Raw genomic sequence first — 24,520 nt, forward strand, 5'->3', positions numbered from 1 at the left:
CAGGGACCTCCATCTCCCCCATTGAGTCCCGTTCTATCCGGTAGTCCATATGTGGCTCTCCTTTCCTTATTCGCTCATTTTAGATTATACGGGATGTGTCAAATCCCCCGGCCCAGAACGAGCCGGGGGATTCGGGTCATCGGAGAATGGGAACGGTCTGGCGCATGAGATTGGTAACGGCATCATCCTTCAGCTTCCAGAGGGTCCTGCATAACACACGCGCCTGCTCCTCACCCAATACCGGGCGGGTACAGCGCAGGAATTTCTCCTCCAGCGCCTGATCCGAAATGGGATCTGTCCGGTGTCCCACGGGATAAATGCGCTCTGTATGGTACTCTGTGCCATCCAATAGGGTGACGGATACGAAGGCAGGTCCTACTCCCATATCCACCGGGAGCGCATCATACCGCTCCGCATGGCAAAGATGAGTGGCTTTTATAATCCGTTGGATATCGGGCCGGAAGATAATCTTCTCTGTATAATTGTCCGGCATGTTGTCCAACCCGCTCAAATAGAGGGCCACCTGAAACCCAACGCTGAACTTGGCCTCATCTCCGGTTCTGGGTTCGGGCGTCACCAGCTCACGCAGAGCGGCCGCACTCAGTTCCACCCGGATGGAGGCGATGTCCTCTGGTTGAAAATGATGTACTTGCGCCAAATCAACAAAGGCATCCACTGCACGGTGGGTACTGCTACAGGAGGGATACTGTTTAATCGCAAACCCGGGGGTGCAGACATCGTATCGGTTTCCCAGGGTCTTGTACCAGTCTGAACCAAACGGGTCAAAGCGAAGCCCGGAATACTCGTAGAGGTAGCCCTCCCGGCCGTCCAGGGCGGAGGAGGAGGCGGTACAGCCTTCCCGGGCCAGACAGGCCGCCAGAAGTCCATCCGCAGCCGCCTTGCCGATATGAAGCGACTTGGTGTCCGTCCCGAAGTTCTCCCGCACACCAGCCGCCATGGAGGCGGCAATTCCCAGGCAGTTTACAAGTTCCTTTTCCTTCAATTTCAAAAGATACGCGGCGCCCGCGGCGGCTCCAACAATACCGGTAACACTGCTGGCATGCCATCCCCGCTCGTGGAGGGCGTGAGCGCAAAGACGCCCCAGCTTGCACTCCACCTCGGTGGCTACGGCGAATGCACGTATCAGTTCTTCGCCAGGGCTGTTCAATTCTTCCCCCAGTGCCAGCAGAGCGGGCAGCACAGCCACGGTGGGGTGCCCCAGATTGGAGCTGGAGGTGTCATCCAACTCCAGCTCGTGGCCGCTGATACCGTTCAGGAACGCCGCATCTCGCGCGGAAAAGCCTCCGCCAATCCCCGCCAGAGTGGCTTTCCCGGCCCGCGGAATAACCCGCGCAGCTTTTTCTACCACCCCGGTACGGCTGCCAAGGACCATAGCCCCCACAGTATCCAGAATAGAGCGGGTGCAGAGGTAGACCTCCTCCTCGCCCAGCGGTACTGGATGTTGAATAAAGTGTGCAAAGGCTTCTGACAGCGTCATGACTCCTCCTCCCTAATTAATGCATCGGTCAGCTCCTCCAATCGGCTGGAGGCCCGCTTCAGTCGATCCCCTCGGGCCTTCCATTGACTGTCCAGCTCCTTCAGCCGTCCCCCTCCCCACTGGATCATTTCAGCCACACGTGCAGGACTGGGGCCTCCGATAAGGCTGCGGCGTTCCACATTCTGGACAGGATCCAGAGCGGCACGCAGCAGTTCCTCCGGCATGTCCACTTCTACCCCAAGCGCCTCCAGGCCCGCCCGGTGCAGGAGGTCCCGGCCAATTGCCTCACAGGGGATATGCTCCTCATGGGCCAGAAGCACCAGCCTGCCGACCAGCTTCTTGGCGGCCGCAAAGGACAGGCCCTGGCTGCGTACCAGCTCGTCTGCCAGCTCGGTCATGGTGGAAAAGCCTTTGCGGGTCATATCCAAAGCGCGCTCCCGATCCACCTCCAAAGTGCGTACAATCCCCTCCAGGAGATAGGCGCTGTCCATAACTCTCTGCGCGATTTCATAGTACAGGCTGACCACAAAGCCGGGCTCCCGCCCATTGCCTGGCGTATAGGCTTTCATGGTGTTGAACATCGTACTCAGGGCGCCATAGCTCCATTCCCCGGAATAGCGAAGTGTTTCCAGGGCCACGGGGTTGCGTTTTTGGGGCATGATGGTGCTGTAGGAGCAGTACTTCAAATTCAGGCGCGAGATGCCCACCTCTCCCATGTTCCACAACAGCAGGCTCTCCGCCATTCGGCCCACATTCTGGATAAAAATACACATGGCGCTGGCCGCCTCATAGGCGAAATCCAGGCTGGACGTGGCGTTCATAGAGTTCAGAAGCAGGCCGTCAAAGCCCAGCAGCTCGGCAACCCGCTCCCGGTTGATGGGAAAACCAGTCGTGGCGATGGCCGCGCCCCCCATAGGGCTCAGGTTGGTGTGGTCGTAGGCTGCCAGCAGGCGCTCCAGATCGCGGGCAAAGTTTTCGAACGCACTCAGATAGAAGTGCCCAAGTGTAACCGGCTGCGCATGCTGTGAGTGGTGTGTATAGCCCGGTATAATGGTATTTTTGTGCTCCTCTGCCTTTCGGAGCAGGGTATCCATCAGGAAGGAAACCGCTTCACACATATCCAGCAGTGTCTTTCTGGTATACATGCGTTCAATGGTCAAGTTCATATCATTGCGGGAACGGCCGGTGTGGAACTTTCCGCCTACTTCTATCCCCAGTTCCTCAATCAGCCATTCCTCCAGATTGGAGAAGAGATCCGTTAGGCCCGGCCGGCGGCCTGTAGCATCCGGTCCCGCGGCCAGGAGCTTACGCAGAGCCGCAGAAATGGCTCTGGCCTCCTTGTGTGTCAGTATGCCCTGCTCCCAAAGCATGCGGACGTGGGCAAAATGGTTTTCCATCTGCATGGGGAAGGAAAGCTTGTCCTCCTGAATGGTGTCCTCCGTATGACGGTTCAGAATGACCATATCCCGGCCGTCATATTTGCTGCGCTCCGCTTCTGTCATATCGCAATCATACTCCTTTTTCTCATGCGTTGTTACTTGGACTCCGCGGCCTTCACTCCCCACAGCCTGCAGGAGAGGAGGTAAAATACGATCAGCAGAGCCAGGGCGACCACCAGCATAATCCAGATATTTGCATTGGTGAAGCCCAGAATCAGGTAGGCCACAAAGCTGGCCAGCGCCGCGATTCCCGCATAGGGGAGTTGGGTACGGGTGTGCTCCAGCAGATCACATCCGGCAGCCATTGCGGACATCACCGTCGTATCGGAAATGGGCGAGCAGTGGTCGCCAAACAGGCAGCCGGACAGCACCGCGCCAATTGTCATGGGGATGGACACCCCAAAACCGACGGCCATATTGATGCCGATCGGAAGCAGGATCGCCATGGCCCCCCACGAAGTACCTGTGGCAAAGGAGATAATGACGCCCACCAGGAACAGCAGGGCGGGTACCACATGCGGAGTGATCAGCCCCAGCGTGGAATCCACAATAAACTGAGAGGTTCCAAGATCCTTGCAGACAGAGCCCACGCCCCAGGCCAGGACCACGACGACCAGGACGGAGCCCATCTTTTGAATACCGCCGATGAACACGTCGAAGGTTTCCTTAAAGCTCATCAACTTCTGGGCCGTAATCATAATCATACATACGATAGAGGCCAGCAGATAACCGGAGGTCAGAGCAATGCGGATTTTGGAGCCGGGAATGTTCTGGAACGGGAACCCCCAACTGACAAACATCACTAGGATGGTCCCCAACAGGATCACCAGGGGCAGGATCATATTCCAGGGAGACACCTTCTTGTCATCGGATACCAGGATGGCCTCGTCGTCCGAGATGTTCTGCGGCAGTCCCAGACGCGCCTGCTCCTCCGCCTTGGCCATGAATCCAAAGTCGTGTCTGCCAAACGCCACAATTGGAATCAGGAAGAGTGCGAGAATGGAGTAAAATTGATAGGGAATCGCCGCCATGAAGGTGGAGGCGTCAGAGCCGTTGATGCCGAGCGTTTCAAACTCGGTCGCAATAATGCTCATGATATAGACGCCCCAGCCGGTGATGGGAATCAGAATACAGACTGGTGAGGAGGTGGAGTCCAAAATATAGGACAGCTTTGCCCTGGATGCCTTGAGACGGTCAAAGATGGGGCGGAACATGGGCCCCAGAATGAGGCTGTTGCCAGAGTCGGAAAAGAAGATGACCAGCCCGCCCAGCCAGGCCGCCAGCTGCGCTTTTACTTTGCTGTTGACGCTGTTTGCCACGGCCTTTGCAAATGCCCGTGCCCCGCCGGATTTCTCGATCAGGGCTACAAAGCCGCCCACGGTCGCCATCATTACGATCGTCTGGGGATTGTTGTCTGTCGCCAGATCGACAAACAGATAGTCGCTGAACAGGTGCTGCAGGGAGAGCCAGGGGTTGGCGCCCACTTGGATCATGATGCCGAGGAACAGGCTGATTGCCAGGGAGAGCACTACGTTGCGGGTGGCAAAGGCCAGCACGACTGCTACAACAGCCGGAATGAGAGACAGCCAGCCATAGTTGATGACTTCTTCCATAAGAACCTCCTATTCTTCACGTATGATGGTTCAGTCTTCCATAATGCACCGGGTTACCTCCTTCTTTCTTTTAATAGTGCAAACCGTGTGCCAAATAAATTTACATTATCAGGGAAATTAACAGCATCTTTCTCATATTAAGATCACAGGGAAGCAAAAAATCAATGTTATAAGAGCGACAGGCGACGAATTTTCGTCGCCTGTCGCTCTCAATCATAGGTTGTATACGGTTCAACGTCGCCTTATTGACAATTATTCGTCTTAAATGACAATTTTTTGTCATTCAATCATTAACCCATACTTACGAATCTTATACTGCAGCGTGGTTCTCGGGATCTGCAGAAGTGCCGCCGCCTCCACAATTTTGCCGCCACAGGACATCAATGCCTGCAAAATCAGTTTTTTCTCATACAAGCCCATAGTTTCCGGCAGTGAAAGCGTTGGCTCCGTATTCTTCTGATGAATTTCCGGAGGCTCCCTCATGGTCAAATAAGCGGGCAGGTGCTCCAGAGAGAGCACGCTTCCCTCTCCCAAAACATTGAGTGCCGCTTCAATGGCATGCTCCAACTCCCGCACATTGCCGTGCCATCTGCAATTGCTCAGAAAAAGAATCGTCTCCTGGGCCATCTGGGGGACCGGCCGGCCTAACACCCTGCTGTACTTATAAAGGAAATACTCGGATAGCAACGGGATATCGTCCGGCCGCTGGTTCAGGGGTGGAATCGCCAATGTCACGGTGTTGAGGCGATACAGCAGATCGGGACGCAATTCTCCATTCCGCACCAACTCATCGGGTGGACAGTTGGAGGAGGAGACGATACGAACGTCAACCGCAATAGGCTGTGTACTTCCCAACGGCATGACCTGTTTTTCCTGAAGCACTCTCAGCAGCTTTGCCTGGAGATTGAGCGGCATGGAGTTAATCTCGTCCAAATACAGAGTTCCCCCATCCGCCTCCTGAAAAAGGCCTTTTCGGTTTTCCGCCCCGGTAAAGGCCCCCTTCCGGGAGCCAAAAAGCAGTCCTTCCAAAATACTCTCGGGCAGAGCGGCGCAGTTTACCGCCACAAAAGGCTTGGCCTTCCGATAGCTGGCATTGTGGAGCGAGGACGCTACCAACTCCTTGCCGGTTCCCGTCTCTCCACAAATCAATACAGAGGATGTGCTGTTGGCTACCTTTCCAATCGTCTCCTTTAAACGGAGCATCCCTGAATTTTGGGTTATGATATCGGTCAAGCTGTAGCGGGCCGCGGCACTGCGGGGGGCAGGCGGAGTCTGACTGGGCGGTACGGGGTGAATACGATTGTCAATATGTGTGATGTCTCGTGAAATTTCCACGGCACCTACAATTTTGCCCCGAAAAATAATCGGAAAATTCAGATTGTTGCATACCGTTTTCCTGCCCTGGAGATTCCATGCCTCCTGATTTTCAATGTATATAATTTTTCCGGTATGAAGAACCTGCAGCAGCGTGCTGTCTTCCGGACTTAAAGAGGGGAAGAGCTCCAGCAAGTTCTTGCCCAGCGCCCACTGATTATGAGCCAGATTCTCTTCATCCGTATAGCGTGGATTAAACCTCTGCTTTGCAATAATTCTCCCCGTGCTGTCAATGACGGTGACAGAATCCACATAGTTCAAATTTTCACTCAGCCATCGCATGGCGATTTCCTTGGTGTCCACGCCTTCAGCCTCCTCTGCTTTGCAAATAAACAGTTCTGCTCCTTTCCCGCTATCATAGCATAGACCCAACACAGCGGCAAGCCTCACGCCTGCACTTCTGTCAACTTTACCTATTCCACCGATGGTATGTCAGCCATGAGACCATACAAGTACCGGTATGGTTGGCCGCGGAGGCGCTTTTGGACTCCGGATGCGTCGCGCATATGTGGGAATCTGAAAAGGAAAAGAAACCCCGCCGGAACCCAAGGATTCCGGCGGGGTTCTGGTCTCAACGAAAACCCACTCACTGACAGGCGCTATTTCTCCAGCTCGATAATGGCGCCGCGGTCCGCAGAGCTGACGTGGGCGGCGTATTTGGCCAGAGCCGGGCCGCGTGGCTTGACCAGAGGCTTCCAGACGGCCCGGCGGCGCTCAAGCTCCTCCGGGGAGACCTTCAGCTCAAGGCGGCGGGCCGCGATGTCAATGAAAATTTCATCGCCGTCCTCCACCAGGGCGATGGGGCCGCCAGCGGCCGCCTCCGGGGAGATATGCCCGATGCAGGGGCCATGTGTGGCGCCGGAGAAGCGCCCGTCGGTGACCAAGGCGCAGTCCTCGTCCATACCCCGGCCCATGATGAGGGCGGTGGTGGAGAGCATCTCCCGCATGCCGGGCCCCCCCTTGGGGCCCTCATACCGGATGACCAGGACGGTGCCCTTCTCAATGGTCCCGGCGCTCACCGCCGCGTCCGCCTCCTCCATGGAATTGAACACCCGCGCCCGGCCGGAGAACCGGTACATGGAGGGCTTGACACCCGACTGCTTTACCACAGCCCCGTCGGGGGCCAGGCTTCCGCAGAGCACGGCAATGCCGCCCTCCGGCTTCTGGGGGTGCTCCATGGTGCGGATCACGTCGTTCTCCACAGGCTCCACGGCGTCCAGCATCTGACCCAGGGTCTTTCCTGCGACGGTCATCACGTCCCGGTGGAGCTTGGGCTCCACGTTTTTCAGCACCGCCGGAATGCCGCCGCAGGCGTCCATGGAGACGATGGGGTATTTGCCGGAGGGCTGGAGGTTACATACGAAGGGCACCTCCCGGCTGATGCGGTCGAAGTCGTCCAGTGTCAGCTCCACGCCGGCCTCGTGAGCGATGGCCAGCAGGTGGAGCACCAGATTGGTGGAGGAGCCGGTGGCCATGGCCCCCGCCACGCCGTTGAGCAAAGCCTCCCGCGTGAGGATTTGCCGGGGGGTGATGCCCCGGCGCAGCAGCTCCATGACCTGCCGGCCGGACTGCTTGGCGATGCGCTTGCGGCGGTTGGACACCGCCGGAGCGGTGCCGCAGCCGGGCAGGGACATGCCCAGCACCTCTGTGAGCATACACATGGAGTTGGCGGTACCCAGGTGGGCGCAGCTTCCCACGGTGGGCAGGGCGGCCTCCTCGGCCTTCTTCATCTCTTCCACGGTACAGCTCCCCTGCTCCACCCGGCCGGGGAATTCCCGCAGCTCACTGGAGCAAAACAGAGGGTTGCCGCCCACGTTGCCGGGCAGCATGGGGCCGCCGGTGACCACGATGGCGGGGATGTCCAGCCGGGCGGCGGCCATGAGCATGCCGGGTATGATCTTGTCGCAGCCGGGGATGAGCACCATGGCGTCAAAGTGGTGGGCCTGCACCACCATTTCGATGGAGTCGGCGATGAGATCCCGGCTGGGCAGAGGGTAGCGCATACCGCAGTGGCCCTGGCACAGGCCGTCGCAGATGGCGATGGTGCCGGTTTCGCGGGGGATGCCGCCCCCCTCCAGGATGCCGTATTTCACCTGCTCGGCCAGTTCCCGCATGTGCATGTGGCCGGGAACCATCTCGCTGAAGGAGTTGATCACCGCCACAAAGGGCTTTTTCATGTCCTCCTCGTCCATGCCGGTGGCGTAGAGCAGGGCCCGTTGGCCGGTGCGGGCCACGCCGTTGGTCAGCTCACTGCTGGCCAGGCCGGGGTTCTTGAGCTGAAAGTCCCAGTCACAATCCATATCCGCCTCCCATTAAGCCAGCACGCCGATGGGCCAGGGCACAAACTCGTTTTCACCCACGCCCAGCAGTTCGCTCTTGCTCCTATCGCCGGAGGCCACTTGGAGGATACGCTCAAAGATGAGCTGCCCCATCTCGTCCAGATCCTTTTCACCGTCGATGATGACCCCGCAGTTGATATCCATGTCCCCCTCCATCCGCTGGTACATGGGGGTGTTGCTGGCCAGCTTGAGCACGGGGGAGGGCACACCGCCGAAGCAGGAGCCGCGGCCGGTGGTGAAGGCCACCATGGTGGCGCCGCCAGCCACCTGGCCGGTGGTGGCCACAGGGTCGTAGCCGGGGGTATTCATAAAGACCAGGCCGTGCTCGGTGACCTTTTCGGCGTAGTCGTACACCTCGTTCAGGGCGGTCTCGCCCCCCTTCTTGGCGCCGCCCAGGGATTTCTCCAGCACATTGGCCAGGCCGCCCTTGTTGTTGCCCGGGCTGACACGGCCGTTGATCTGGCAGTCCTTGCCCTCGTTGTACTTCAGCCACCAGTTGATGTGATCCACCAGCTTCTGCCCCACCTCCGGCGTACGGGCCCGGCGGGTGAGGGTGTGCTCCACGCCGAAGATCTCAGTGGTCTCGGAGAGGATGGCGGTGCCGCCGTTTTTCACCAGCAGGTCCACCGCCCGGCCCAGGGCGGGGTTGGCGGACAGGCCGGAGAAGCCATCGCTGCCGCCGCACTCCAGGGCCAGCACCAGGTGCTCGGCGGAGACGGTCTGCCGCCGGCAGGCGTTGACCACGGGCAGCAGCTGCTCCACCCTGCGGATGCCCTCCTCCACGGCCTTGGCGGTGCCGCCCACGTCCTGGATCACCAGCTTCTGGAGGGTCTCACTCTCCTGGAGACCGGCGTGCTCAAACATGCCGTCGATGTTGTTGCGCTCACAGCCCAGGGCCGTCACGATGGCCGCGCCCAGATTGGGGTTGGTGGCATAGCCCATGATGGTGCGGCGGAGCAGATCCATGAAGGGACCGGTCATCTCCATGCCGCAGCCCAGGCCGGTGACGAAGGGCACCACTCCGCTGACGTTGGGGTAGGCGGCCAGACGCTCCGGGGTGAAGTGGTTGGCGATCTTCCGGGCCACGGTGGCGGCGCAGTTGCTGGCCACCAGAATGCCGATGTAGTTGCGGGTGGCCACCCGGCCGTCGGGGCGGACGAAGCCCTGGAAGGTGGCCCGCTGCTCCGGAGGCAGGAGCTCGGTGGGGTGATAGTCCCGGCTGAAGGCGTAATCCAGATCCACGTGCTCAAAGACAATGTTGTGGCTGTGCATCATGGTGCCGGCGGGGGTGTCCTCCGCTGCAAAGCCGATGCAGGTGTTATACTTGAGAATCGGCTCCCCCTTCCGGATGTCCCTGGCCGCAGCCTTGTAGCCCGCGGGCACCTCGGTACGGGTGGTAAAGCCCTCGCTCTCCACTGCCATGCCGGCGGGCACGTCCCGGCGGGCCACCACCACATTGTCCTTCTGGTTCAGGCGAATAAAAGGAGAAATCTCCCGTTTCATACCGCATACCTCTTTTACAATCGGATGGGACTGCCCCGCCCACGGGCGAGGCAGTCCATGTGTTCTTGTGGGAGAGGGGCTCAGGCTGCCGCGTTGGCCGCGGCCCACAGATCCTCATACTCAGTCTGGATATCCGCCAGCTGGCTCTCGTAGTCGGCCGGGGACAGGTAGGTAGGCTCGTTGCCCAGATCCAGGATGGCCTGCTGCACCTCTTCGTCCTCCATCAGCTCTGCCACTGCGGTATCAAAGGTGTCCTGAATGTCCTTGGGGGTGTCCTTGGGCAGGAAGAAGCCGAATTCATATCCATTGTAGAGCCAATCCACGCCCTGTTCCTTGGCTGTGGGCACGTCGGGATAGACTGCGCTGCGCTCCTCGGCCGGGAAGCCCAGGGCCACAAAGTCACCGGACTCGATATAGCCCTTGGCCGTAGAGTACTGGTTGGGCATGATATCGATATGGCCGCCCAGCAGCGCGGTGCACTTGTCGGAGTTGGAGCCCACATCTACCAGGTTAAACTGCACGCCGGTGGCCGCCTCAAAGGACTTGACCATCATGTAGGTAAAGCCGCCCACCTCGACGCCCATGGTGACCTCTCCGGGGTGCTCCTTGCAGTAATCAATCAGCTCCGGATAGGTGCTGTAGGGGGCGTCGGCGCTGACATAGAATCCAGTGGCATTGTCGGTGACCACGTGGGGCCCCACAGCGAAGCCCTCGTAGGAGTAGTCGGACACGCCGGTGACATTGTTGATCAGCAGGGCATTGTGGAAGAAGAGGATGGTGTTGCCGTCTGGGGCGGCCTCATGAACCTGGTTGATGCCGCTGGAGCCGCCGGCGCCGGTGACATTGACCACCACAAAGGACTGTCCCAACTTGGCCGTCAGTTTCTCGGCCAGAACACGGGCCAGCAGATCGGTACCGCCCCCGGCGCTGGCAGGGACAACAATGGATACCGGGCCGGAGGGCCACCCTCCGCCTGAGGCGGAGCCTGTATTACCGGCGGCATCAGGGGATTCGGTGTTCTCGCTGGTGCTGCCGCAGCCGGCCAGCAGGGTTCCAACCAGAGCGGCTCCAGTGATAAGGGCAAGCAGTCTCTTTTTCATGGGAAAATCCTCCTTAGTGAATATTGATTTCGATCTCAATGGGCTCAAGCCGCACCCGCAGTCTCCTTTTTGCGGTTGCGCACCTGCTTGATTACCGTCCACACCACGAACAGCACCGCGGCCACCATAAACACAGCGGCGATGGGGTGGGTGAAGAAAGCCAAAAAGTCGTTCTGGGTCAGCATCAGGCCCCGGCGCAGGTTGGTCTCCAGCAGGTCGCACAGAATGAAGCTGAGGATGAAAGGAGCCACGGGGATCTTAAACTTGCTCATCAGGTAGCCCAGCACGCCGAAGATCACGATGGACTGGGCATCAAAGATACGGTTGTTGGTGGCGAAGGCGCCCACGGTACACAGCACCAGCACCACAGGGAGCAGGATGTACTTTGGGATACTCAGCAGACGGACAAAAATCCGCATGCCGCCCAGCTCAAGCACCAGCATGACCACGTTGGCCAGAATGCAGGCGATGAAGATGGTGTAGATGAGGTCTGCGGACTCCACAAAGAGCAGGGGTCCGGGGGTGAGGCCGTGGATCATAAAGGCCCCCAGCAGCATGGCCGTCACACCGTCGCCGGGGATGCCCAGGGTCAGCAGGGGGATGAGGGCGCCGCCGATGACTGCGTTGTTGGAGGTCTCGGAGGCCACCACGCCGTCCATGATCCCAGTGCCGTACTTCTCCGGGTGCTTGGAGGTCTTTTTGGCGGTCATCCAGGAGAGAATACCGGCGGTGGAGCCCCCGATGCCGGGCAGGATACCGATGCCGGTACCGATGAGGGCGGAGCGCAGTGCGTTCCACTTCTGCCCCACGAACTCCTTCCAGGTGAATCCGAAGCCCTTGATTTTAAAGCTCTGCTTGATCTGAGTGGCCTTTCCCATCTTTTTGACCTCTTCAGCGTAGGCCAGCACCTCCGCAATGGCAAAGATGCCGATCAGGGTAGGCAGGATGTCAAAGCCGGAGGACAGTTCGTTGATACCGAAGGTGAATCGCTTGGTTCCATCAATGGGCGCCATACCCACCAAGGCAATGATCAGGCCCAGGCAGCCGGAGAGCAGTCCCTTGATCATGCTGGTGCCCGCCAGGGCGGCGATCATAGAGAGGGCAAAGAGGCACACGCCGAAGTACTCGATGGCGGAAAACTTCAGGGTAATCTGCGCCACGGAAGGGGCCACGAACATAAGCACCAGGAAGGAGAACAGGCCGCCCAGGAAGGAGAATACCACTCCGGTACCCAGAGCCTTGCCCGCCTCACCCTTTTTGGCCATGGGGGAGCCATCGAAGCAGGTGGCGATGGAGGAGGAGGTGCCGGGGATGTTGATGAGGATGGCAGAGATCAGGCCGCCGGAGATCCCGCCGATGTAGAGCGCCACGAGTAGGGTGAACGCCTCATGGGCCTGCATGGCGAAGGTGACCGGCAGGAAGAGGGCCACCGCCATGGCGGCGGACAGGCCTGGGATGGAGCCGAACACAATGCCCACCGCGACACCGACGATCAGCAGCAGAATGGACATGGGGTTCATCATCCCGGCAAATGCGTTTCCAATCAGGGATAAGGTTTCCATCAGTTGCGCCTCCTTTTAACCCAGTATGCCGGCGGGCAGCATGACATTCAGACCGAACCGGAAGATAAAGTAAACCGCGACGCACACCACGACGGCGATCACCGCGAACAGGATGATCCCTTTGATGCCCCGCTTCTCTTTGGGCGCCAGGATAGTGATCTGTGCAAACAGATACACGATGGAGCTGAGGAGGAAGCCCGCCGGCTCAATGACAAACACATATACGGTGAATGCCGCGATGGTGGCCAGCACCCGCAGGTACTCCGGCTTCTCCTCCTCCGCTCCTTCATTCGGCTGGAAGCTTCGCATGGTGCGGAATCCGGCACGGATTTGAAAGAAGGAGAGGATGCAGGTAATGATGGCCAGAACCTTCGGCATGAAGTCGGAGCCAAGTCCCCCCATCAGGCTGGGCGGCAGTGCGCTGGCCGCCAGGAAGAGGGCGATGGAAAGAATCAGGAAGAATACGCCCGCAGCCAGATCCCCGAACTTTTTCAAGAACATTGCTTTGATCCCTCATTTCTCTGTTTGTCGTTCCACAGTTGCTGTCTCATCCGGATAACTTTATTATACACGGGCACACCGTATGTGCACTGTGACGGCAACACAAGAATCAGGCGCTATCTTATGTCTTTAATACATTTCCACAAATACAGCACATAAGGGCGCGCACCTCTTTGGGCACTATTGCGCTAGTCCCCCGGATTCAGAACCGGCTGCAATCCACCTTTTCCCGGGCAGCCATAGAGCATGCCTCGCCCTCCACCACCACCTCGCCCCTCTGATTGACGGCGGTGGCCTTCATAACGATGCGGCCGGGGCTGAACTTTACCGTGCCGTCGGGTTTGGTGACCTCCTCGCCCTTTTTGACCACCTCAAAGGTGGCGGTGATGGTGTCCCCCGCGTAGACCGGCCTGAGAAAGTTCAGGCTCTGGCGCACATAGAGGCTGCCTGCGCCTGGCAGGTAATTGCCCGCCAGGGTGCTGAACAGGGCGCCGGACAGGAAGCCGTGGGCGATGCACCGGCCGAAGGGGCTCTGCTCGCCGAACGCCTTGTCGATGTGGACGGGGCTGTAGTCGTCCACCAGGCCGGCAAAGGCGTAGATGTCGCCCCTGGTGATGGTCTTGGTGACCGACGCCTTCTGCCCCACATAGATTTCATCCAGAGTAAAGCTGTTCATCGTGTTTTCCCTCTCAATCCTGGAGCACAAGCCCCATTTTTTCCGGGCGAAAAATTCGCGGATCCATCTCTTTCAGATCGGCAGCCACAGCAGGCCGGAAGCCCATCAGTGGATAGATGTCCCGCTCCAGCTCCGCGCCGGGGGCCACCTCCACGAGGGTCAGGCCTTGGTCGGTCAGGCGGAATACCGCCCGCGCCGTAATGTAGAGCACCTCCTGGCCGGTCTCCCGCGCGTAATCGCCGGAGAAGGTGATCTGCTCTACCTCCGGGACAAACTTGACCACATTGGAGTCCTTGACGATGTTCAGCCGTCCGTTTTCCAGGCGGATATCGGTGTCCTTCACCGAGGAGAAGGTGCCCATAAAGCAGATTTTCTTGGCGTTCTGCGTGATGTTGATGAAGCCGCCGGGGCCGGTCATCCGCCCGGCGAACTTGGACACGTTTACATTGCCGTGGCGGTCGATCTGGGCCGCGCCCAGATAGGCGATGTCGATGCTGCCACCGTCATAGCCGTCGAAAATCTCGGTGTGCTTGACAATGGCCTCCACGTCGGCGGAGGCGCCGCAGCCGTTGCCGGGGGCTGGCACGCCGCCCAGTGTGCCCGACTCGATGGACAGGGTCATCTCGCCGGCCACCCCCTCCTCGCCGGCCACGGAGGCCACACCGTCGGGCATGCCGAAGCCCAGGTTTACCAGGCACTCCCTCCGCAGCTCCATGGCGCCCCGTCGGGCGATAATCTTGCGGATGCCCAGCTCCATTGGCTCCAGGGCACCCATGGGCACCCTGACCTCGCCGGTCCACTCCGGATGGTAGGGGATGGCGTCGAAGTAGTGCTGGCGGCTGTACTCCGGCCGCCCCACCACCACATAGTCCACGAAGCAGCCGTGGACCTTCACGCTGCGGGGGTCCAGGGTGTTGTCCTCCACCAGGGTATCCACCTGGGCGATGACGGTTCCGCCGTTGTTCTTGGTAGCAAGGGCCATCTCTAACTGCTCCAGAAACAGCCCTTCCTTCTCCATGGACAGATTGCCTCGGCTGTCGCCGTAGGTGGCCTTGATGAAGCACACATCGGGGGGCGTCAGCTTGTAGTGGAGCAGCCGGCGGCCGTCGATCTCAATGCTCTGGACGATGCCTCGGCCCTCAGTGTGGGCTTTCCTGGCCGCGTCGTTGAAGCAGCATGCCTCCACCTCCGGGTCGCAGAAGGTCTTGAGGCCCACGTGGGTAATGACGCCGCACTTGTGCCCCGCCATGGCCCGGCACATATGAACCAGCACCCCCTGAGGGGCGCAAAAGGTCTCGATCTGGTTGCCGGTGATCAGAGGGTTGAGCTTGGGAGCCAGACCTACGTGGGCGCCCACCATACGCCGCACCAGCCCCGCGTGGGCCAGGTGGTTGGCGCCATGTTCCCCGCCGTCGCCGATGGCGGAGGTGTAGAACACGTTCAGATCCCTTGGGTGGCCCTCGGCCAGAAAGCGCTCCTCCAGGGAGACCAGCAGCTCCTCCGGAACCGACAGTGTCACGAAGCCCAGCATGCCCAGCGTCATTCCGTCCTGCACCAGGGCTGCGGCCTCCTGCCGGGAAATCACTTTACGCAATGTACTCACTCCTTTGTCAATTGGGCGGCCCGCTCCCTGCGGATGCCCTCATAGAGCCCCTGGGCGTAGGCCGCCCCCAGGGCCCGGTCAAACAGGCCGTAGCCCGCCGCAGGCTTGACGCCGTTCCAGCCGTCCGGCCGGTGCTCTACCCGCTGGGTACCGTCGGCGTCCGTCACCTCTCTAATGCTCCACGCCTCGTCCCAGATGCGGCGGCCGTGATCAGGGCGGAGACAGAAGGGGCGCCCCATATCACACAGGGCCCGCATGATCTCCCCCATGTCGCTGCTGCCGCAGCCGGTCTGGTGGCCGGACTCGTAGAAATCGCCCCCAGGCTCCCGCTGGACGTTGCGGAAGTGGACAAAGGGGAGCTTCCCCCTGGGACCGAATTCCCGGATCATGGCGGGCAGATCGTTGTCCGCGCCGGAGCCCAGGGAGCCGCAGCAGAAGGTGATGGTGTTGCTGGGGCTGTCCAGGTCGGCGGTGAAGAGGATACGCCGGTAGTCCGCGGCGTTCTTGGCGATGCGCGGCAGGCCGAAGATGGGCCGCGGCGGGTCGTCGGGGTGGAGGGCCAGCTTGACGCCGCACTCCTCCGCCACCGGGAGCACCGCCCGGAGAAAATAGCGGCAGTTGTCCCACAGCTCCTCCTCCCCGATGCCCTGGTAGCTGTGCAGCAGGGCCTGGAGCTCCGCCGGAGTGTGGTTGGTCCCCCAGCCGGGCAGCTCAATGCCCCTCTCCGGGTCCACGGCCCGCACCTTTTCCTTCTCAAAGCTCAGGCAGTCCGAGCCGTCGGGGAGGACATGGGCCAGATCGGTACGGGTCCAGTCAAAGACCGGCATGAAGTTGTAGCAGATGATCCGGATGCCGCACTCCGCCAGCATGCGGATGTTTTTCCGGTAGTTTTCGATGAGGGCGTCCCTGGAGGCATAGCCCCGCTTGATGTCCTCGTGAATGCGGAAGCTGTCCACAAGCTCAAACTTCAGGCCGTGGGCCTCGATCTGCTCCTTCAGGCGCAGCACCTCCCCCCGGTCCCACACCTGCCCCAGGGGCAGATGATAGAGGGAGGTGACAATGCCGTACAGGTTGGGAATCTGCGCGTACTGGCGCAGGGAGATGGGGTCCTTCTCCCCGTGCCAGCGGAGAATCAGGTGCATGTCCTCCATGGGGGCCTCCTCAGTACGCGGAGGAGGCGGCCACCGCCCCGCCCCCGCGTACCTGGCTCAGGAAGCTCCTGCCGCCGGACACCATGTACTGGTTGACCGCGGTGACCAGATAGCGGGCCCCCACTCCTCGGCCTGTCTGGCCGCCTCAGGCGTGCCCACGTAGTAGCCGGCGGTCTTTCCCGCGGCCACGATACGGCGGATCATCCGCTCGGTCAGCTCCAGCATTTTGGGGCTGCCGGCGGGCTCCCCGTAGGAGGCGGCCAGGTCGCCGGGGCCGATGAAGTAGACGTCCACCCCGTCCACCTCCAGAATCCCATCCAGGTTCTCCACTGCCTGGCGGGTCTCCACCTGGCAGCACACCAGCTTGGTGTCGTTGGCCTGCCTCAGGTAGGCCCGCTTGTCCTCCACCATGCCGTACCGGGCGGCGCGGGGGAGGTAGGCGGTGCCCCGGCGCCCCTGGGGGGCGTAGTTGGCCAGCTCCACCACCCGCCGGGCGTCCTCGGCGGTGTTCACCAGGGGGAGCTGCACGCCGTTGGCGCCGAAGTCCAGGGCCTTCTGGATGTGGTCGTACTCCTTCATGGTGCACCGCACCACCGCGGGCACCCCCCGCAGCTGGGAGGCCCGCACCATGTCCGCCAGGGTGCTCTGCTCGATCACCCCGTGCTCGTTGTCCAGCAGCAGGAAATCAAAGCCCATCAGGGCCGTGACCTCCGCGATGTCCGGCAGGCCGTAGGTCACAAAGCAGCCGTACAGCGTCCGTTCCTTCAACGCCTCTTTCCACGGCGTCAGGTTGTCCATATCCGTTCCTCCTTTTCTCAGCGCAGGGACGCAAAGAGGGACGCGATGTCCTCCCTTGTGGCCTTGCAGATGTCGTTTGCCATGTTGCCCGACGCGGCGGCGTTGGCCGCCAGCTCGTCGAGGGCCTCCTGCGTATCGGGCACGCCCATGGCGGTCAGGGTGGTGCGCATGCCGGTGAGCTCCTTCAGCTCGGCCAACCGGTCGGCGGCCGCGTTGGCGTCGGCGAAGCCCATCATGCGGCTGAGGGTGTGGAGCAGCGGGCGCACCGCTGCGTCCTTCCGGAACCAGGCATCCAGGGTGAGGGCGCAGGCCTCGCCGTGGGGGATATGGTACTTGGCGGTCAGCAGGTAGGAGCAGGCGTGGCTGCCGGTGGTGCCCGTATTGCTGAAGGCATAACCGGCGATGGTGCTGGCCATGGCCATCCGCTCCCGCGCCACGGCGTCGGAGCCGTCCCGGAAGGCGGCCTCCAGGTTCTCAAAGGCCAGCTTGGCGGCCCGGACGGCCAGGCCGTCGGACACCGGGTTGGCCCGGACCGAGCACATGGCGTCCAGGCTGTGGGCGATCACGTCCAGGCCGGTGGAGGCGGTGACGGCGGGGGGCACGGTGTAGGTCAGCACCGGGTCCACCAGGGCCAGCCGGGGGAACATGGGGCTGCCGAAGATGGCGATTTTGGCGTTGGCGGCGTGGTCGGAGAGCACCGCGCCCCAGCCCACCTCGCTGCCGGTTCCGGCGGTGGTTGGCACGGCAATGAGGGGCAGCGCATCGGTGACGGGCCTCCCCCGCAGTAGCTCCAGGCCGGTGCAGTCCATGGCGGCCGCAGCCGCCGCGGCCTTGGCGCAGTCCATGGCGGAGCCGCCGCCCAGGCCGATGATGGCCCGGGCCCCCAGCTCCCTGGCCCGCCGGGCACAGGCGTCCACGTTGTCACAGGTGGGATTGGGCTCCACCTCAGAGATGATGTCCAGCACGCGGCCGCCCGCGCACTCATTCAGCCGCGCGGCCACGCCGCTGCGGTGGGTGAAGGGATCGGAGACGATCAGCGCCCGGTCCAGCCCCCGCTCGGCCATAAGCTGTCCCAGCTCATCCAGCTTCCCGGTGCCGAAGACCACTTCCACCGGGTTGTAATACTTCCACATGGCAGCAATTCCTCCTTGCTTGTCGGTACGGCCTGACGGCCGTTATCTCGCCTCTGCATACCTCAAGTATAGCACGGCCCCCCACCCTGCCTAATGTGTCGCGGTCACAAAGTTTTGTGCCAAAAGAATGACTGCGGCACTGATTTATACCAGTCCGCCGCAGCGGCTGCCTCCCTCCTTGTTCCAGCTCCATAGAAAAGCTTTGCAAAGCTGTGTCAGCGGCACATTCCGCCCAGCAGTCAGATCTGTCATACTGGATATACAACATAGAGCGCCCCGACCGGCGCAGAACATGAGGTGAAGCAATTGAAAGAATTTCGCCATACCGTTATCTACCACACCGACTGTGCGCTCCCGCTGTATGACGAGGTGGATGTCCTGGTCTGCGGCGGTGGGCCGGCCGGCATTGCGGCGGCCTCCATGGCCGCCCGGCAGGGGCGCTCCGTCCTTCTGGTGGAGCGGCTGGGTTTTCTGGGGGGCGCGGCAGTGGCCGGTGGTTCCGGCACGGTCTGCGGTACATTTCTGTGCAGTGACACGCCGGAAGCCGACGGCCCCCGCCAGACCGTCTTCGGCTTTACAGAGGAGTTTCTCCAGGCCATGCGCGCCCGGGGCGGCGTGACGCCCCCGCAGCTCTACGGCAAGACCTATCTCATCACCCACGATCCCCAGGTCTATAAAGAAGTGGCCGAGGAGCTGGTGCTGGGCGCAGGGGCGGGCATCCTCTATCATACCAATATTTTCGGCGTCATCAAGGAGGGGGATTTTTTTATGGGGTGGTAATTGATACCAAGAGCGGCCTGGCCCAGATCCGCGCCAAGGTGCTCATCGACGCCACCGGCGACGCAGATCTGATCTACCGGGCGGGGGGCGGCTACACCATGGGGGACAACGGCACCATCCAGAATCCCACCGCCATGTTCCGCTTGGGCGGGGTGGACACGGCGCGCTTCTCCGACTACTGGGGGCCGGACACTATCAGTCCCGACTGTGTGACGGAGCTGCTCCACGAGGCCAACCGCCAGGGCTGGCATCTGCCCCGGGTCAAGGTCTGGGTCTTTCCTACTCCCCGGCCCGGTGAACTGCTGATGAACACTACCCTACTGACCGGCCGGGACGGCCGGGCGCTGAACGTATGCAACCCGGAGGACCACACTGAGGCGGAGATCGTCGGCCGCCGCCAGGTACAGGAATACGCCCGCTTCTTCCGGGAGCATATTCCCGGCTGTGAGCACAGCTTTATCAACGACTGCTCTCCCGAAGTGGGCGTCCGCCAAACCCGCAGCATCCGCGGCATTGCGCGGCTCACCAATGACGACGTGGCCCATGCCCGCAAGCGCTCCGACGGCATCTGTCGCTGCCCCTGGCCCATTGAACTCCACGCCGGTAAAACGCCCTACCTGTTCTGGCTCATCAACGATTACTACGAGGTTCCCTACGGCTCCCTGGTTCCGGAAACCGGCGAGCATCTGCTTGTGGCCGGGCGCAACCTGTGCGCCGAGCACCAGGCCCTGGCAAGCTGCCGGGTCACCGCCCAGTGCTTTGAATATGGACACGCTGCCGCGCTGGCGGCCGACCTGTCCATCCGGCGGGATCTGCCCCTGCGTGAGCTGTCCGGCGCTGAAATCCGCGCCCGTATGAACGAAAACGGCGCCCGCCTAGACTAAACCTCTATGTGAAAAGGCGCCCTTTCAGGCGCCTTTTCACATGCCCGGATACCCAATCAGTTGTGCTTTCTGCCCAGCTATGGTACAATAAAGGGCAAAAAGGGAGGTGCCGCCCATGATCAACCAGGCCTTTGCTGAGCAGTTTATCCGACGCATCCGCTCCCAGACCGACTACAACATCAACATCATGAATGAGCACGGTATCATCATTGCGTCGTGCAGTGAAGAGCGTGTGGGCACCTTCCACGCTACCGCCTTCCGCATGATCACCAACAACATCAGCATCAACGTCACCGAGGATCTGACCGAGGATCTCCCCGGCGTGACTTCGCCTGGGGTGAACCTGCTGCTGCGGGAGAACCTGATCCCGGTGGGCGTCATCGGCGTCTCCGGCGATCCATCCACCGTAATGTCCCTGGCCAAGCTCATCAAGCTGTCGTTTGAATCGCTGTACGACTACGAACTCCAGCGTGAATTCCTCCCCACTGCCTCCACCGGCGCCATGAGCCATCTGGCCCGCCTTCTCTTTGTGGACCGCCCGGTCAACATCATGCGCATCCGCTCCCAGGCCGCTGAACTGGGTATCACTGAGCACGTCAACCGCTATCCCCTTCTTATTGAGTATGTGGGGTGCGAGAGCTCCGAACTGGTGCTTTCCCGCTTTGCCGAGGACTACCCGAATTCCCCCAGCCATTCTCCCAACGACCTGCTGTTCTGTATCGGCGGCAACCTGCTCCTGCTCTTCAAGCAGATTGACGAAACTACGGTGGCCACCTACCGCAACCAGATCCGCCTGTGTATCGAAGAAATCGATGCATGGTTTGAATCTCAGGTGCCCGGACAGAAAAGCCGCTATATCTGCGGCACGGTCCAGAACCGCTTTTCCTATTACGGCCGCATCTATGAGGATATCATGTGGCTGTACCGCTACCGCCAGAAGAAAGAGCTTAAGGTGTACTTTCTAGCCGACTACCTGACCGAATACATGATGAGCCAGATCTCCACCGAGACCATGGCCCCTCTGTTGGACATCTATGTACGCCTGATCCGGGAGCATATGGATGAGTCCATCTTTCGTGAGACCATCGGTGCGCTGATCGAAACCAGTATGAACCTGAGCGAGGCGGCGGAGCTGCTCTATCTCCACAAGAACACTGTGGCAGCCCGGGTCAAGAAAATCAAAGAGCTGCTGGGTATCAGCCCCCTGACCAGCATTCGGGACGCAATTTTCATGACTGCCATCTACAATTACCTCAATATGGTTTAGCACATTGTTTCCAGTCGATGCCCGGCAGGGATATCCTCTCCAGGCACTCTGGCAGCGGGCAGCATAAAACCCGTCGGAATCCAAGGATTCCGACGGGTTTTATGCTGCAGAGAGGAGATTTAAACCTTGGGTCTTCGAACCATGCGGGGCCGCCGGCGGATGCAGCCGATCCTATCAGAGCCTTTTTTACAATGTAGACTTGCCCTGCCGTATATATCAAGTAACATAAATCACAGCTCCTCTGGCTTGAGGTGCACGTTAATCTGGATTCTGCGGTTCAGCATACGGATTATCCCCTCCTCACATGACTTATTGAGCGGTTTGGACACGGTGATGCGCGAACTTCTGATGATGATACTCACGTCGTTTTGAGTGTACTGTATCTGCTGGTTGTACCACCGGCCGTCCACCAGTTGGGAGCGGTCGGCAGCCATCCGGAACAGCTTTAGCAGCCGCTCCTTATATGCGCTAAAGGTAATGCTTTTAAACCCGTGGCGCATGATGAGCATCTTTTTTGCGTTATCCATAATACCGCATCTCAAAACAGCGCAGACTCATCCATCGCCGCCGAAATGTGTTGTGATCCAGCTTATAGAGTGTCTTCTGTATGTCCGCCTTTGATATGACAGTACTTGGTTCGTGCAATAAATTGACCGCTTCCCCAGCTGGGGGTATTCCCTTTTTGTCACGGGATAGAAAGGGGCCGCCGGTTCTTTGAAACACCGGCGGCCCTGTTGAAGGGTTGCTTTCAATCCGGGGACTACATTCCAGCTTATGTCTTCAGAGCACAGATGACAGAGGCTCAGCTCCCAGTCAGCGCGCAGCCGATGGGATATCCTACGAATCCAATGATCAGAGATGTAATTACAATCATGATAATGCCGAACAGATATATCTGGTTGCGGCTGCTGTACTCGTGTCCGTGGAGCATGGCAATGGTGGCGAAGGAGGAGGGCAGCAAATAGGCGCATGAGCCGCACATCGTTGTCACCAGGGCAATGCCCACCGCGCTGATGGCTCCGCCGCTGCTGGCTGCCAGAGCCACACCCACCGCTGTCATTACCGTGATAGTGGACACATTGGAAGCAAAGTTGGTCATCAGGACGGAGACAGTGGCGATGACAAACATCACCACCACAGGCGCCACGCTTTGGGTGAGGGGGGTAATATTCTGCTGAATGGCGGCCACGATTCCGGTGGAATCGGCGCTCATGGCGCTGCCCAGGTAGACACCGATGCTGATGAAAATCAGGATGCCCCAGTTGATGCTCTGGTTGACCACAGTCCTGACGTCCAGCAGGGGCTTGCCGTCAATGTGGACCACCGCCATTACCACCACGGATAGGATCGCCCAGAAGGTAATGCCGAAGCTGTTGAAAGCATTGACCCAAGCGGTGTCGCTGAACATCTTAAGCACTCCGGGCAGAATCCACATGATAACGGTCACAAAGAACACCACTGCAGTGGTACCCTCCCGCAGCGTCATGGGGCCCTGCTTTTTGACGACGTTCTCAATCTTGAAGTCCTTGAATTTGGACATATCCGGACGGGTCAGCAGGCGCACCGCGACGCACAGCAGAACGAACAGGATCAGGCCCGTGGGCACGCCGAAGGCCAGATAGCTGAACAGACTCAGGCTCTCCCCTGTGGCCCCCTCATAAATGCCGATGCCCAGAATGGCCAAGGAGTGGGAGATGGGGGTCATGGCTCCGCCGATGTTGACGCCGAACACTGTGAGGATGTTGGCCACATGGGGATAGGCATCCCGACTGGTGTAGCCCAGCTCTTTGTAGATGCGGGAGACAAACGCCAGCATAAAGGCGGTGGCGGGCACCTGATCCATAAAGCACCCCAGGAGCATGCCGAGCACACCCAGGGAAATGGTAAAGATCCAGGGGCTTTTGCTGACCAGCTTGATGCTCATAAATTTGGCTACCAGCCGGTCGGTAAAACCGGACTCGTTGAGGGCATGGGTCATGATAAAGCTCATCAGCACAAAATAGATGATCCAGTTGCCGATGGAGCCCGCGATGGCTTCATTGACGGTGCATACGCCGCTCTGTCCCAGCAGCACGATGGCCAGCATAGCCGGCCACACCGTATCCACAATGGACAGCATCAGGATAACGCCGATGAAGATACCGATGACCCGCATACCGACGGCGGTCAGGGGCGCCACCGGCGGAGCCACCCAGAAGGCGGCGATGACCGCCAGGCAGACCAGAATTTTGATCAACAGGGAGGCCGGCATATAGAATTTCTGTTTTTCCATTCGTCTCTTCCTCTCCGTCAGATTGGGCTTACCGGCCGAGCTTCAGAATTTCGCGGGCCTCGTCGGGGGTGGCGACCTCCATGCCCAGCTCGCGGATGATGCGTACGGCCCGCTCCACCATTTGGGCGTTGCTCTTGAGCAGCTCTCCGGGGGCGTAGTAGATGTTGTCTTCCATACCCACCCGGGCCCCGCCGCCCTTGAGGACGGTCATCGCCATGCCGGGAACGTGATGTTTGGCACCGATGGAGATGGTGGAAAAGTTCACAAAGCGGTCCTTAGGCAGCTTCTTGATCATGAAGTCCAGGTTCTCCTCGGAGAAGGAGATGGAGCCCTGGCTGATGCGGTCCATACCCATGACAAAGGAGAGTGAGACGGGCTCCTCCAGCACGCCGGCTGGTACCAGTACATTGAACACGTCCTCCACGCTCTCGGGGTTGAAGCACTCCAGCTCCGGCTTGATGCCCATGTCCCGCATTTTCCGGGCGTACTTGAGCAGGAAGGGGCGGTACCACTCGTAGACAAAGGTACGGTCCCCCCAGCTCGTGCCGATCAGGGAGCAGTCCAGGGAGCACATCTCAGGCTTGACCAGGTTGGGGTCGTACAGCAGCCTCATGCCGTCCTCAGCGCAGGTTCCCTCCCGGTTTGCGGGGGCGGTAGAGTACTGAAGAATGGCATTACACCTGGCCCGGATGCCCGAGCCGATGGCGCTGTATACCTTGGGATCATTGGTGGACAAGCCCTCTTGATCCCGGGCGTGAATGTGGATAATGGCCGCACCTGCATTGTAGCAGTCGTACGCGGAGGCCGCAATCTCCTCCGGGGTCAGGGGGATATTGGGATTTGCCTCCTTGCCGTGGAACGCGCCCGTCTGGGCCACCGTGATAATCACTTTTCTCCTCGCCATAATATCGCTCCTCTACACGTTCTCGTCATAGGATGACGTTCGTTTGCCCCGGCGTGAAGGGTAAAACCGCCGGAGACATTCTGTTCTTAAAGCAAACGCAGGGCCAACTCCTCCATTCAGCAT

General features: G+C 60.1%; 20 protein-coding genes. 3 read left to right on the forward strand and 17 right to left on the reverse strand.

Annotation, left to right across the window (positions count from 1 at the left end; translation table 11 throughout):
• Window positions 1-136 precede the first annotated feature (136 nt).
• The 14 genes from HMPREF0372_RS07715 to HMPREF0372_RS07780 all read right to left on the reverse strand — a co-directional run bounded on the left by HMPREF0372_RS07715 (window position 137) and on the right by HMPREF0372_RS07780 (window position 18,290).
• On the reverse strand, window positions 137-1,498 hold the full coding sequence (locus HMPREF0372_RS07715) for an MmgE/PrpD family protein (protein WP_007490477.1): 1,362 nt from the start codon (window positions 1,496-1,498) through the stop codon (window positions 137-139).
• Window positions 1,495-3,000, reverse strand: a complete 1,506-nt coding sequence (gene argH / locus HMPREF0372_RS07720) for an argininosuccinate lyase (protein ID WP_007490479.1) — start codon at window positions 2,998-3,000, stop codon at window positions 1,495-1,497. The genes HMPREF0372_RS07715 and argH overlap by 4 nt, the downstream gene beginning before the upstream one ends.
• A 32-nt stretch (window positions 3,001-3,032) precedes the next feature.
• Window positions 3,033-4,550, reverse strand: coding sequence for a Na+/H+ antiporter NhaC family protein (locus HMPREF0372_RS07725; RefSeq protein WP_007490481.1), 1,518 nt, complete (start codon window positions 4,548-4,550; stop codon window positions 3,033-3,035).
• 279 nt (window positions 4,551-4,829) lie between these two features.
• Window positions 4,830-6,227: a sigma-54 interaction domain-containing protein gene (locus HMPREF0372_RS07730; RefSeq protein WP_024723611.1), complete on the reverse strand. Its 1,398-nt coding sequence runs from the start codon at window positions 6,225-6,227 to the stop codon at window positions 4,830-4,832.
• 296 nt (window positions 6,228-6,523) lie between these two features.
• Window positions 6,524-8,224 carry a dihydroxy-acid dehydratase gene (ilvD, locus tag HMPREF0372_RS07735; protein WP_007490488.1) on the reverse strand — a complete coding sequence of 567 codons (1,701 nt, stop codon included), beginning with the start codon at window positions 8,222-8,224 and terminating at the stop codon, window positions 6,524-6,526.
• A gap of 12 nt (window positions 8,225-8,236) precedes the next feature.
• Window positions 8,237-9,766 carry a UxaA family hydrolase gene (locus HMPREF0372_RS07740; protein WP_007490490.1) on the reverse strand — a complete coding sequence of 510 codons (1,530 nt, stop codon included), beginning with the start codon at window positions 9,764-9,766 and terminating at the stop codon, window positions 8,237-8,239.
• Between the two features lie 80 nt (window positions 9,767-9,846).
• Window positions 9,847-10,866 (reverse strand): tripartite tricarboxylate transporter substrate binding protein, encoded by a 1,020-nt coding sequence (locus tag HMPREF0372_RS07745; RefSeq protein ID WP_007490492.1) that lies wholly within the window; start codon window positions 10,864-10,866, stop codon window positions 9,847-9,849.
• Between the two features lie 44 nt (window positions 10,867-10,910).
• Complete coding sequence (locus HMPREF0372_RS07750; RefSeq protein ID WP_007490494.1) at window positions 10,911-12,428, reverse strand: tripartite tricarboxylate transporter permease; 1,518 nt, start codon at window positions 12,426-12,428, stop codon at window positions 10,911-10,913.
• 15 nt (window positions 12,429-12,443) lie between these two features.
• Window positions 12,444-12,929 (reverse strand): tripartite tricarboxylate transporter TctB family protein, encoded by a 486-nt coding sequence (locus HMPREF0372_RS07755; protein ID WP_007490496.1) that lies wholly within the window; start codon window positions 12,927-12,929, stop codon window positions 12,444-12,446.
• A 202-nt stretch (window positions 12,930-13,131) separates the two neighbouring features.
• Window positions 13,132-13,605 carry a MaoC family dehydratase gene (locus HMPREF0372_RS07760; RefSeq protein WP_007490498.1) on the reverse strand — a complete coding sequence of 158 codons (474 nt, stop codon included), beginning with the start codon at window positions 13,603-13,605 and terminating at the stop codon, window positions 13,132-13,134.
• A gap of 13 nt (window positions 13,606-13,618) precedes the next feature.
• The gene (locus tag HMPREF0372_RS07765; protein WP_007490500.1) at window positions 13,619-15,208 is read right to left on the reverse strand and encodes an acyl CoA:acetate/3-ketoacid CoA transferase; all 1,590 of its coding nucleotides are present in this window, start codon (window positions 15,206-15,208) and stop codon (window positions 13,619-13,621) included.
• Complete coding sequence (locus HMPREF0372_RS07770; RefSeq protein WP_007490502.1) at window positions 15,205-16,359, reverse strand: mannonate dehydratase; 1,155 nt, start codon at window positions 16,357-16,359, stop codon at window positions 15,205-15,207. Before HMPREF0372_RS07770 ends, HMPREF0372_RS07765 begins: the two co-directional genes overlap by 4 nt.
• Before the next feature lie 57 nt (window positions 16,360-16,416).
• Entirely contained in the window at window positions 16,417-17,157 is a 741-nt protein-coding gene (locus HMPREF0372_RS07775) for an HpcH/HpaI aldolase family protein (protein WP_007490504.1), read from the reverse strand.
• A gap of 17 nt (window positions 17,158-17,174) precedes the next feature.
• Window positions 17,175-18,290, reverse strand: a complete 1,116-nt coding sequence (locus tag HMPREF0372_RS07780) for an iron-containing alcohol dehydrogenase family protein (protein ID WP_007490506.1) — start codon at window positions 18,288-18,290, stop codon at window positions 17,175-17,177.
• A gap of 306 nt (window positions 18,291-18,596) precedes the next feature.
• On the opposite strand from HMPREF0372_RS07780, the gene HMPREF0372_RS21025 reads away from it, so the two are divergent.
• The 3 genes from HMPREF0372_RS21025 to HMPREF0372_RS07790 all read left to right on the forward strand — a co-directional run bounded on the left by HMPREF0372_RS21025 (window position 18,597) and on the right by HMPREF0372_RS07790 (window position 21,221).
• Entirely contained in the window at window positions 18,597-19,070 is a 474-nt protein-coding gene (locus HMPREF0372_RS21025; protein ID WP_207710483.1) for an FAD-dependent oxidoreductase, read from the forward strand.
• On the forward strand, window positions 19,064-19,954 hold the full coding sequence (locus HMPREF0372_RS07785) for an FAD-dependent oxidoreductase (protein ID WP_007490512.1): 891 nt from the start codon (window positions 19,064-19,066) through the stop codon (window positions 19,952-19,954). Before HMPREF0372_RS21025 ends, HMPREF0372_RS07785 begins: the two co-directional genes overlap by 7 nt.
• 115 nt (window positions 19,955-20,069) lie before the next feature.
• Entirely contained in the window at window positions 20,070-21,221 is a 1,152-nt protein-coding gene (locus HMPREF0372_RS07790) for a CdaR family transcriptional regulator (RefSeq protein WP_007490514.1), read from the forward strand.
• Window positions 21,222-21,451: 230 nt separating this feature from the next.
• Here the strand turns inward: HMPREF0372_RS07790 and HMPREF0372_RS07795 are convergent, their stop codons facing one another.
• The 3 genes from HMPREF0372_RS07795 to HMPREF0372_RS07805 form a co-directional block, all read right to left on the reverse strand.
• Entirely contained in the window at window positions 21,452-21,748 is a 297-nt protein-coding gene (locus HMPREF0372_RS07795) for a cyclic nucleotide-binding domain-containing protein (RefSeq protein ID WP_007490516.1), read from the reverse strand.
• Window positions 21,749-22,023: 275 nt separating this feature from the next.
• The gene (locus tag HMPREF0372_RS07800; protein WP_007490520.1) at window positions 22,024-23,493 is read right to left on the reverse strand and encodes an SLC13 family permease; all 1,470 of its coding nucleotides are present in this window, start codon (window positions 23,491-23,493) and stop codon (window positions 22,024-22,026) included.
• Between the two features lie 28 nt (window positions 23,494-23,521).
• On the reverse strand, window positions 23,522-24,397 hold the full coding sequence (locus HMPREF0372_RS07805) for a beta-keto acid cleavage family enzyme (RefSeq protein ID WP_007490521.1): 876 nt from the start codon (window positions 24,395-24,397) through the stop codon (window positions 23,522-23,524).
• Window positions 24,398-24,520 lie beyond the last annotated feature (123 nt).

The sequence above is a fragment of the Flavonifractor plautii ATCC 29863 genome (assembly GCF_000239295.1).
Classification (GTDB): domain Bacteria; phylum Bacillota; class Clostridia; order Oscillospirales; family Oscillospiraceae; genus Flavonifractor; species Flavonifractor plautii.